This is a genomic window from Catellatospora sp. NPDC049609 (assembly GCF_040675365.1).
In the GTDB taxonomy this organism is placed as follows: domain Bacteria; phylum Actinomycetota; class Actinomycetes; order Mycobacteriales; family Micromonosporaceae; genus Catellatospora.
In genome coordinates, this window is record NZ_JBFAOU010000240.1 from 1 (window position 1) to 9,897 (window position 9,897).

Below are 9,897 nucleotides of genomic sequence, written 5' to 3' on the forward strand. Positions count from 1 at the left end.
CGGCGGGCACCTCGATGCCCTCGTCGACGGCGAGCATGCGGGCGATCAGCCCGTGGATCATGTCCAGCGCGGTCGCGGCGACGCCGACTGGAGGCTCGGCCGCGGCGCGGGTTGCGGCCGCGGTGCCCTCCTCGGTCATCACCATGGTGTCGACTACTCCTTGGCCAGCAGGGCGTTCATCTGCGCGGCGAGTTCCTTCGCGGCCACGTCGACGGCCACCTCACCGGTGTACGCCTTGGTCAGCTGCTTGAACTCCTCGTCGTTCCAGGCGGCGGTGTTGCGCGACACCGGGTACGGCACCGCGTAGCCCACCGCGTCGATGAACACCTTGCCCTTGAACTTCGCGTTGGCCGCGAGCCACGCGTCCTGGGTGCCGGTGTACGCCGGGATCGGGCCCTTCTTGCCGAGGATCTCGGCGGCGGGCTTCGAGCCGAGGAACTTCACGAACTCCCACGCCTGCGCCGGGTACTTCGTCTTGGCGGAGACCACGTTGGCCAGGCCGTGGATGATGGTGGCCTGCTTGGCGCCGATCGGCAGCGGCGCGGCGTCCACCCGGGTCTTGGTGTACTCGTTGTTGCCGAACTCGGTGACGTTCCAGGAGCCGCCCCAGTACATCGCGAGCTTGCCGGACTCGAAGAGCTGGATCGGGTGGGTGTCGGTCATCGTCTTGAGGTCCGGCGACTGCTTGTTCTTGATCAGGTCGGTCCAGAACCTCAGGCCCTCGATGGTGGCCGGGTCGTCGTAGCCGGACTTCTTGCCGTCGGCCGAGATGACGTTGCCGCCGGCCTGGTAGATGGTGTTGTAGAAGTACTCCTGGCCGGCGATGTTGGCGCCGACGGCGTACACGCCCTTGGCCGGGTTCGTCAGCTTCGCGGCCGCGGCCTTGAAGTCGTCCCAGGTCCAGTTGTCGGCCGGGTGCTTGACGCCCGCCGCGTCGAAGAGCTCCTTGTTGTACCAGACGCCGACGGTGTCCATGTCCTTCGGCAGCCCGTAGATCTTGCCCTCGAAGGTGTACAGGTCGACCAGGGCCTTCGGGTACACGCTCAGGTCCAGCTTCGCCTCGGCGACCTTGTCGGCCAGCGGCATGATCACGCCGTTGTCCGCGTAGAGCTGGATGTTCGGCCCGTTCATCCAGAACACGTCCGGCGCGGCGCCGCCGGTGACGGCCGCCCGCAGCTTGGTCCAGTAGTCGGCCCACGGGGTGAGCTGGACGTTGATGGTGATGTTCGGGTGGTCCTTGGTGAAGGCGGCCGCGAGCTCCTCCATCACCGGGACCTGGTTCTTGTCCCATACCGCGTAGGACAGCGTCGCCTTCTCGTCAGCGCTCGCGGCCGGCTCGTCGGAGCCGCAGCCCGCCGCGGTCACCGCGAGCGCGGCGGCCAGCATCGTGGCTGCTCCTACCCGCACTGCTTTCCACATCTGAGGAACCCTTCTCGCAAGAGCAACATCATCGGGGATCACCCGGGCCGCGTGGGGGCGTCGAGTGGCGTGACACCACCCGGTGCCGTCGAGACCCGCATCACATGCGCTTGCCCAGTATTAATGGAGTCCTGAATAAGTTTGTCAAGGGCTCACCCGCGAGCCGAGGATGCCGAAGTGCTAACGCCCTGGTCGGACGGGTGCGGCCACGCCGGTGCGCGCGTCGAACAGATGCTCCTGAAGATGTTCGAGCGAAAGCTTCACCGCGCCGAGGGCCACCGACTCGTCGCCCAGGGTCGACGTCACGATCTCCGGGATGCGCACGCAGCGCTTCTCGATCTCGCGGCGCAGCGGCTCCAGCAGCACGTCCGCCGAGCGGGAGAAGCCGCCGCCGAGCACCACCAGCTGCGGATCCAGCGCCAGGACCAGCGCCGACGCACCCAGCGCCAGGTCCCTGGCGTAGCGGCGCACCACCGCCACCGCCCTGCGGTCGCCGTCGCGAGCGGCGGCGAAGACGTAGCCGGCCAGGTCGTCCGGGTCGGTGCCGGCCGGGGCGCCGGTCCACCCGCGCAGGTGCTCCTGCGCCCGGATCCAGCCCAGCTCGGGCAGCGCCCCGATCTCGCCCGCGGCCTGCGCGAACCCCCGGTGCAGCCGCCCGTCGATGATCAGCCCGGTGCCCGTACGCAGGCCCGCCAGCAGGTAGACCACGTGCTGGGCGTACCGGGCCACCCCGCGCCACGTCTCGGCGAGCGCCGCCAGGCGGCTGTCGTTCTCGACCAGCACCGTGCCGCCCACCAGGCGTCCGACGTGCTGGGCCAGGTGCACGCCGGTCCACTCGGGGAACGCCACCGACAGCACGACCCGGCCCGACGCGTCGACCAGGCCGCTGGTGCCGACCGTCGTCGCCCAGACGTCGGCTCCGCTCAGGCCCGCTCCGGCCAGGCACTCGCCGACGGCGGCGTCCACTGCCCCGAGCCGGTCCGCGCGGCCCGCGGTGATCGCCACCGGGGTGCGTACCGTGTGCTTGACCTGCCCGTCCAGGTCGGCGGCCATGACCCGGATGGTGTGCCCGCCGATGTCCACGCCGAGCACGTGCCCGGCGTCGGCGCGGAACCGGTAGCGCCGGGCCGGGCGGCCCATCACCCCGGGCGCGGGCTGCACCTCCTCCAGCCAGCCCTGCTCCTGCAGCTGCTGCACCACGTCCTCGGTCGACGGCCGGGACAGGCCCGTGTCCCGGGACAGCTCGGTCAGCGTCAGCGCCTCCCGGCCGCGCAGCACGTGCACCACCGCGAGCGCGTTGAGCTGCCGCAACCGGGACAGATCCCCGCCCGCCAGTTGTTCGGTCACCGTCGGCCCCCTTTTGCACACCGGGTTGCCATGTTACTAATTATGGAGACCTTCAAAAGTAACTCCTCCAGGGATGGCTGAGATGACTGTAGACGGGGTGCGGCTGGTCGTGGCGGGCGCCGGGCTGCGCGGCATCGGGTACGCCCGCCGTGCGGCCGCCACGGGCGCCCGCGTGGTGGCCGTGGCCGAGCCCGACGCCGCCCGCCGCGAGTCGTTCGCCGCCGAGTTCGGGGTGCCCGCCGAGCACGTGTACGCCGACTGGGCCGAGCTCGCCGCCGCGGGCCGGCTGGCCGACGCCGTCGTGATCGCCACCCAGGACCAGACCCACGCCGACGCCGCCGTCGCCTTCGCACAGCTGGGTTACCACATACTCCTGGAAAAGCCGATGGCCACCACCGAACCCGACGCGCTGCGCATCGCCGAGGCCGTCGACCGGGCCGGGGTCATGCTCGCCGTGTGCCACGTGCTGCGCTACACGCCGTACACGCAGGCGCTGAAGAAGCTGCTCGACGAGGGTGCGATCGGGCGGCTGGTGAACGTGCAGCACCTGGAGCCGATCGGGTGGTGGCACTTCGCGCACTCGTTCGTGCGCGGGCACTGGAGCAACTCCGAGACGTCCGCGCCGCTGCTGCTCACCAAGTCCTGCCACGACATCGACTGGCTGCTGTACCTGTTCGGCAGCGCGCCCAGCCGGGTCAGCTCGTTCGGCGGCCTGGCCCACTTCCGCGCCGAGCAGCGCCCCGAGGGAGCCGCCGACCGGTGCCTGGACTGCCCCCTCGAACCGCGCTGCCCGTACTCCGCGCCCCGCCTCTACCGCTCCTGCCTGGGCGATCCGGCCCGCGAGTTCTGGCCGCTGTCGGCGGTCACCCGCGACCACACTCCCGCCGGCATCGACGCCGCCCTGCGCGACGGGCCGTACGGGCGCTGCGTGTACGGCAGCGACAACAACGTGGTCGACCACCAGGTGGTGGCGATGGAGTTCGCCGACGGGGCGACGTGCACATTCACCATGACCGCGTTCACGCCGATGGAGAACCGGCGCACCCGCCTGTTCGGCACCCACGGGCAGCTCGACGGGGACGGGCGGCTGCTGCACCTGACCGACTTCCGCACCGGTGAGCAGACCACCATCGACACCGGGCTCACCGCCGGGGGCACGGCGGCGGACGGGCACGGCGGGGGCGACGACGCCATCATGGACGCGTTCCTCGGGGCGGTCGCCACCGGCGACGTCAAGCTGCTCAACTCCGACGCCGCCACCAGCCTCGCCGGCCACCGCGTCGTCTGGGCCGCCGAGCAGGCCCGCACCACCGGCACCATCACCACCGTCCCCGCCTGACCGCCGTCTCGACCCCGGCACTGGTGGCATGATCGCCGTTTCCGGTCAGAAAGTGCAGTAGGACACAGGTTCTGACCGAAAACGGCGATCTTGCCCGGCAGGAGGGGTCAGAGGTTGGGGGCGAAGTGGGCGGCGGCGGCGGCGATGGCGGCGTTGAGGGCGTCCTCGGTGGCCAGGGAGGTGGCCCGGACGGTGTCGGCCCAGGCGGCGATGGAGCCGCGGGAGAGCTCCTGGCCCTCGATGGAGTTCTCGGCGGCGGCGGGGTCGCCGAAGTCCTCTCCCGCGAGGTGCCAGGCCAGGTGGAGGAAGCCCTGGTCCCAGCCGGGGCCGACGTAGAGGGCGCCCGCGGCGCCGCCGGCCACGGACAGCGGGACGGTGTGCGCGACCTCGAGGTCGGTCCGGTCGGGGCCGGCCTCGGTGAGGCGGACCTCGACGATGCTGTTGGGGGCGCCGTACGTCATGCGCAGCAGGTGCGGCGGGGCGCAGCGCAGGATGTCGCCGCCGGCGTTGTTCTCGATCTGGAAGCTGCCGCCCTCCTTGAGGTCGCCGCTGACCGGGGCGAACCAGCGCGGCAGCCGCTCGGGGTTGGTGATCGCGTCCCACACGTCGTCGACCTCGGCGCGGTACGTGCGCCGGATGATCACGGCCACGCCCTCGCCCTCGTCGGTGTCGGCCTGGGCGACCTGCCGCCGGATCGCCTCAAGCTGCTCGGTGATGTCCCTCATCGTCTTCCTTTCGCTGTCGGTCGCGTTGCCGGCGTTCCCGGCGGCCGCGGGCGAGCTCGGTCTCCAGTGCGTCCAGGCGCTGGCTCCAGAAGCCGCGGAAGCGGTCGAGCCAGGCGTCCACCTCGCGCAGCGGTGCGGAGTCCACCGCATACAGGCGTCGGGTACCCACCGCGCGGACCGTCGCGAACCCGTTCTCGCGCAGCACCTTCAGGTGCTGGGAGACGGCGGGCTGGGAGATGCCGAACTCCGCCTGGATCACCTCGGTGAGCGCGCCGGAGGCCTGCTCGCCCTCGGCCAGCAGCTCGAGGATCCGGCGCCGGACCGGGTCCCCTAGTACGTCGAAGGCGTGCACGGGCCGAAACTACAGCCACAACTTATATAAGTCAAACCTGGTATTAGGTCAGCAGCAGGTCGAGCAGCAGATCGGTGAGCGCGGCCGCGCGCTCGGTGGCGTCGCCCGGAGCGATGACGACCAGGCCGAGACCCCGGTCGGGCACCCGGGCGAGCATGGTGCGCACGCCCGGCCAGGCCCCGCCGTGCCGGTGGTACGTGTACCCGTGGCGGCGGCATACGCCCATGCCCCAGGCGTAGTCCAGGGCTGTGCCGTCGTCGAGGCGGCCCGGCGTCTGCAGCAGACCGCTGACGCCCAGCGCGCCGGTGTTGAGCGCGTCCGCCCAGCGCAGCAGGTCGGCGGCGGTGGTCCAGAGACCGCCGTCGCCCAGCGACAGCGGCGCCGGATGGCGGGGGGTCAGCGGCCGCGCGCCGGGCGGGGCCGGGTGCGGGCCGTCCCAGAGGCGGCTGCGCGCCATGCCGAGCGGTGCGAACAGCAGCTCGTGCGCGAGGCCGGGCAGCTCGCGGCCCGCCGCGCGGCGCACCGCCTCGGCCAGGCACACGTAGCCGGTGTTGGAGTACGCGTACGCCGTGCCGGGCGGCCGGGCCGGGGAAGGCAGCGTGGCCAGGGCGGCCAGCACGCCCGCGGTGGTGCGGTCGCCGGTGAGCAGCCCGTCGACGGCGGCGTCGGCGGGCAGGCCGCCGGTGTGGTGGACCAGGTGGCGCAGGCGCACCGCGCCGGCCCAGCCGGGCAGCTCCGGCAGCCGCAGCGACAGCGGCTCGTCGACCGCCAGGCCGCCGCGCTGCGCGACCAGCAGGGCGCAGGCGGCGACGAGCTGCTTGGACAGCGACGCGGCGTAGACCAGCGTGGTGGGCGTGTACGGCCCCTGGCAGACGAACTCCGGGTCGCCGCGCCGGGACACCCCGACCACGAGCGGCTCGCCGTCGCGGTAGCCGGCGGTACGGGCCAGCCGCCCGATCTCCCGCCCCGGCACTAGACCCCGCAGTCGCTGGGCAGGGCGTCGACGTACCCCATCGCGAGGGCCGCGAGCAGCACGAACGGCACGAAGCTGAGGCCCCACCCGGCCAGCACGGCCCACTGGTTGCCGCCCGCCACCCGGCGCAGCGCGGCGGCCAGCAGGAAACCGCCCAGCATGAGGTCGATCAGCACGGCCAGCGCCCAGCCCGCCGCGAGCCCGCCGGCCGGGTCGCAGCCCTCCAGCCGCAGCAGGGAGAGCACCGCGTACCCGACGGCGGCGAGCAGGTGCACGCCGGTGCCGATCGCCAGGTTGGCGGTCAGGCTCAACGGGGCCGGGGGCCGGTGCTCCGGGTGCTCCGCCACGTGACCGCCTCACTGCCGACGCCCGCGGACCGGGCGGCCCGAGGCGCTGCGAAGTGTCGCACGGCGACGTTACCGCCCGTTTACCGCTAGTCGTACAGCCCTTCCAGCGCGCGCAGGCGCTCCACCACCTCGGCGGCCAGGTCCAGGCTCGCCGCGGACAGCCCGGTCATCCGGTACGCCAGCCGGCGCACCTTCGCGTCGCGCAGCGCCCCGAGCAGCTCCAGCTCCTGGTCCACGGCGGCGGCGCGCTCGGGGTCGAGGAAGTACGCCACGTCCACGCCGAAGTGGGCGGCGATCCGCCGGACGAGCCCCAGGCTCGGGTTGGCGCGCTTGCCGGTGCGCAGCATCCCGATGTACTGGACGGACACGTCCACGGCCCGGGCGACCAGCTCGTCGGTCTGGCGTACGCCGCCCGGCCGGATCGCCGCCACCAGCCGGTTGTAGCGCTCGGCGAAGTGCGGCACCTCTCGCGTGGGCATCTGTTCATCATCGGACGGGCAGGCCGGGCCGGTCATGTTCACTCCACTTCGGACACGCCGGGCGGATCGGCCGCTACTCGGGCTGCGGGTGCAGATGCTGCAGCTGATGCTGGAAGGCCAGGATCACCGCGTCGAACTGGGCCTCGATGGCGGGCAGGTTGGACCGCGCCGCCTCGAGCGAGCGCAGGCAGGTGGCCAGCATCGCCACGTCGCGCGCCCGGCGCTCGTCGGCGGCGCTGTAGGCGACCCCCGCGCTGGCGCGGTAGCTGGCCGCGGCCCGGTCGGCGTCGCGCCGGGCGGCCTCCAGGATGTGCGCGGCCTGCTTCTCGGCGGTCTCCACGATCAGCCTGCCCTGCTGCTGCGCGGCCGCGATCACCGTGTCGGCCTGGGCCTGCGCCCGCGCGGTGAGGGTGACCGCCTCGGCGGCGACCTGCCGGGCCCGCACCGCGGGGTCCGCCGCGCCCAGCCGGTCGCCCAGCCGTTTGACCCGGTCCAGCTCGGCCTGCTGCGTCACGATGTACGCGTTGAGCGCGTCGATGTCCTCGGCGACGGTGCGCCGCAGCCGGTCCACCGCCTCCTTGTCGTAGCCGCGCCGCCGGCCGGTCGCGTCCGGCAGGTGGTGCCGCACGATCGACTCGGGCGTGTGCGGCACGCGCTTGCGCAGGTCGGGCGCCTCCTGAGTGCCGAGCGCGCTGACTGGTGTCACGGTTCCCCCTGGTTCACCGGGCCGCGTCGAACGCGGCGGGCGTCGGCGACGGCAGGTAGCGCCCGCCGTCGTACTCCTCGATGTGGATCCGGTCGTCGGGCACGCCCACCGCGGCGAGCGCCTCGCGCGCGCGGCCGGACAGCGCGGGCGGGCCGCACACGTACACCTCGCGCTCGGCCAGGCGGCCGGTGCGCAGGGCCGCGCCGAGCACGTCGTCGCCGCCGTGCTCCTCCGGCGTCACCGGGACGACGGTCAGCCAGCGGTGCGCCGCTTCGAGCCCGCGCAGCGTCGGCAGGTCGTAGAGGTCGGTCACGCTCCGCGCGCCCGCATACAGGTGCACGGCACGGGGCGGCACCCCGGCGCCGCACTCCACCTCGACCTGCTCGACCAGCGCCCGCAACGGCGCGAGCCCGGTGCCCGCCGCGATCAGCAGCAGGTCGCGGCCGCCGCCGGGGGTCAGCGTGAGCCGCCGCCCCACCGGTGCGCCGAGCCGCACCTGGTCGCCCTCGCGCAGCTGGTGCACCAGCGCCGGGCTCAGCTCGCCGCCGGGCTGCGCGCGGACGTGGAACTCGATGGTGCCGTCGGCGCGCGGGGTGTTGGCGGGCGACAGCAGCCGCCAGACCCGGGGCCGCAGCGCGCACTCCAGCGACACCGACTGGCCCGGCCGGTACGGCAGCGGCATGGTCGGCCGCACCGTGAACACCGCGAGGTCGGTGCCGCGGCGCTCGTGCTCCAGCACGTCCGCGGTCCACCACGCGGGCTGGCTGCGGGCGGCGTGCTCGGCCGCCCGCAGCATGATGCCCGACACCTTGTCGTACGCCGCCGCCCACTCCGCGGCCAGGTCGTCGGTCCACTGCTCGCCCAGGAAGTGCTCCAGGGTGGCGAGCAGGGCCTGCCCGACCTGCGCGTAGTGTGCCCCGACCACGGAGAACTTGCGGTGGTCGCGGCCCAGCCCGGCCAGGTACGGCATGGCCTGGTCGAGCCGGTCGACGTGCGACACGACGTGCCCGAGCGCCTGCAGCAGCCGCTCCCGCTGGCCGGCCATGGACACCGGGAACAGGTCGCGCAGCTCCGGGTACGCCACGAAGAGGAAGGCGTAGAAGTGCTGCGCGGCACGGTCGCCGTGGGACTGGACCACGGCGAAACTGCGCTGCAGGCGGAGGGCGTCCATCGTCAGGCCGCCGCGGGCCTGACGATCAGCGGCTCGACGCTCGCGAGCACCTGTCCGACCTGGATGATCACGTCCATGGGGACGTGCAGCTCGAACAGGACCCCGGCGGCGTAATGCGCCACCCGCTGGTAGTGCGCCGCGCTGATGCCCAGCCGGGCGTGCGCCGGTCCCAGTTTCTCCACCGGGTAGGTGGCGGGACCGCCGAGCACGTGGCTGAGCAGCGCGACCATGTGGCCCTTGAGCCGGGGCAGGTCGACCCCGTCGAAGTAACCCGCGAGCTGCTCGTCGGCGAGCAGGTAGGTGTAGAGCCGGTTGACCGCCTCGCGTACCGACGGTGCCCCGCCGATGAGCTCGTACGCGCTGGTGGCCGTGGTTGTCGCTCCTGGACTGTCTGACACGTTGCGCCTCCGTCGTCGCAGTGGTGAGCAGCGCGGAGCCGACCGTGACCGGCCCGGGCCCGCACCCGGATCGGACGCGACGAAGCACGCCGGCACAACCAGCGGTTTTCCCGAAGGCCGCCAAACAAACTGCTGGTTATCCGCGCACCAGCAGCATATATAGATACGTCTCTTAGGTGTCAACCAGTAGTCGCGTAATATACGGATTGTGTTTTAGAACACATGTTCGACGACTGTCCACATCGTACGGAAGGCGCTCAGTCCTCCTCCAGCACGGACAGGATGTTGCCCGCCGGATCGCGGAACCACGCGATCCGCGGACCTCCGCCGCCCTCGGCGACCCCGTTCGCGTCGGTCTTGACCGCCCCAGTGTCGAACCGCTCGAACTCGACGCCGCGGCCGCGCAGCTCCGCCATCGCCGCCTCCAGATCGGCCACCGGGAAGTTCAGGATGGTGTACGTGGCCGGCTGGTGGTCCGGCTTCGGATAGACCAGCACCTGGGCGCCGCTGGCCAGGTCGAGCCGCAGCATCCCCCCGCCGGCGTCGCGCCGACGTCGACTTCGTCGCCAACGACCACTACCTCGAACCGGGCCCGCAGTCCGTCGACGAGCTGTCGTTCTCGGCCAACCTCACCGGCAACA

General features: G+C 72.6%; 12 protein-coding genes. 1 reads left to right on the forward strand and 11 read right to left on the reverse strand.

Annotation, left to right across the window (positions count from 1 at the left end; all coding sequences use genetic code 11):
- Positions 1 to 153 precede the first annotated feature (153 nt).
- Positions 154 to 1,386, reverse strand: coding sequence for a sugar ABC transporter substrate-binding protein (locus tag AB0J67_RS36515; protein ID WP_363489579.1), 1,233 nt, complete (start codon positions 1,384 to 1,386; stop codon positions 154 to 156).
- Positions 1,387 to 1,599: 213 nt separating this feature from the next.
- On the reverse strand, positions 1,600 to 2,766 hold the full coding sequence (locus AB0J67_RS36520; RefSeq protein WP_363489581.1) for an ROK family transcriptional regulator: 1,167 nt from the start codon (positions 2,764 to 2,766) through the stop codon (positions 1,600 to 1,602).
- A gap of 82 nt (positions 2,767 to 2,848) precedes the next feature.
- Between AB0J67_RS36520 and AB0J67_RS36525 the strand changes: the two genes are divergently transcribed.
- Positions 2,849 to 4,105, forward strand: a complete 1,257-nt coding sequence (locus tag AB0J67_RS36525) for a Gfo/Idh/MocA family oxidoreductase (RefSeq protein ID WP_363489583.1) — start codon at positions 2,849 to 2,851, stop codon at positions 4,103 to 4,105.
- A gap of 107 nt (positions 4,106 to 4,212) precedes the next feature.
- Here AB0J67_RS36525 and AB0J67_RS36530 read toward each other — a convergent pair whose 3' ends face one another.
- The 9 genes from AB0J67_RS36530 to AB0J67_RS36570 form a co-directional block, all read right to left on the reverse strand.
- Positions 4,213 to 4,830 carry an SRPBCC family protein gene (locus AB0J67_RS36530; RefSeq protein WP_363489585.1) on the reverse strand — a complete coding sequence of 206 codons (618 nt, stop codon included), beginning with the start codon at positions 4,828 to 4,830 and terminating at the stop codon, positions 4,213 to 4,215.
- Positions 4,805 to 5,182: a metalloregulator ArsR/SmtB family transcription factor gene (locus tag AB0J67_RS36535; protein ID WP_363489587.1), complete on the reverse strand. Its 378-nt coding sequence runs from the start codon at positions 5,180 to 5,182 to the stop codon at positions 4,805 to 4,807. Before AB0J67_RS36535 ends, AB0J67_RS36530 begins: the two co-directional genes overlap by 26 nt.
- Before the next feature lie 43 nt (positions 5,183 to 5,225).
- Complete coding sequence (locus tag AB0J67_RS36540; protein WP_363489589.1) at positions 5,226 to 6,155, reverse strand: serine hydrolase domain-containing protein; 930 nt, start codon at positions 6,153 to 6,155, stop codon at positions 5,226 to 5,228.
- Positions 6,155 to 6,502, reverse strand: a complete 348-nt coding sequence (locus AB0J67_RS36545) for a hypothetical protein (protein ID WP_363489591.1) — start codon at positions 6,500 to 6,502, stop codon at positions 6,155 to 6,157. The genes AB0J67_RS36540 and AB0J67_RS36545 overlap by 1 nt, the downstream gene beginning before the upstream one ends.
- 86 nt (positions 6,503 to 6,588) lie before the next feature.
- A complete protein-coding gene (locus AB0J67_RS36550) occupies positions 6,589 to 6,981 on the reverse strand; it encodes a helix-turn-helix transcriptional regulator (protein ID WP_363489593.1) in 393 nt (130 codons plus the stop codon).
- Positions 6,982 to 7,054: 73 nt separating this feature from the next.
- Positions 7,055 to 7,687 carry a hypothetical protein gene (locus AB0J67_RS36555; protein WP_363489595.1) on the reverse strand — a complete coding sequence of 211 codons (633 nt, stop codon included), beginning with the start codon at positions 7,685 to 7,687 and terminating at the stop codon, positions 7,055 to 7,057.
- Between the two features lie 13 nt (positions 7,688 to 7,700).
- Complete coding sequence (locus AB0J67_RS36560) at positions 7,701 to 8,858, reverse strand: globin domain-containing protein (RefSeq protein WP_363489597.1); 1,158 nt, start codon at positions 8,856 to 8,858, stop codon at positions 7,701 to 7,703.
- A 2-nt stretch (positions 8,859 to 8,860) separates the two neighbouring features.
- Positions 8,861 to 9,256 (reverse strand): group 1 truncated hemoglobin, encoded by a 396-nt coding sequence (locus tag AB0J67_RS36565; protein ID WP_363489599.1) that lies wholly within the window; start codon positions 9,254 to 9,256, stop codon positions 8,861 to 8,863.
- 257 nt (positions 9,257 to 9,513) lie between these two features.
- Positions 9,514 to 9,786, reverse strand: a complete 273-nt coding sequence (locus tag AB0J67_RS36570; protein WP_363489601.1) for a hypothetical protein — start codon at positions 9,784 to 9,786, stop codon at positions 9,514 to 9,516.
- Positions 9,787 to 9,897: the final 111 nt, after the last annotated feature.

Excerpts from the sequence above, each read along its gene's own strand:
- AB0J67_RS36515 (WP_363489579.1), bottom strand. The coding sequence starts at position 1,386 with ATGCTGGCCGCCGCGCTCGCGGTGACCGCGGCGGGCTGCGGCTCCGAC.
- AB0J67_RS36525 (WP_363489583.1), top strand. The coding sequence starts at position 2,849 with ATGACTGTAGACGGGGTGCGGCTGGTCGTGGCGGGCGCCGGGCTGCGC.
- AB0J67_RS36530 (WP_363489585.1), bottom strand. The coding sequence starts at position 4,830 with ATGAGGGACATCACCGAGCAGCTTGAGGCGATCCGGCGGCAGGTCGCC.
- AB0J67_RS36550 (WP_363489593.1), bottom strand. The coding sequence starts at position 6,981 with ATGCCCACGCGAGAGGTGCCGCACTTCGCCGAGCGCTACAACCGGCTG.
- AB0J67_RS36560 (WP_363489597.1), bottom strand. The coding sequence starts at position 8,858 with ATGGACGCCCTCCGCCTGCAGCGCAGTTTCGCCGTGGTCCAGTCCCAC.
- AB0J67_RS36570 (WP_363489601.1), bottom strand. The coding sequence starts at position 9,786 with ATGCTGCGGCTCGACCTGGCCAGCGGCGCCCAGGTGCTGGTCTATCCG.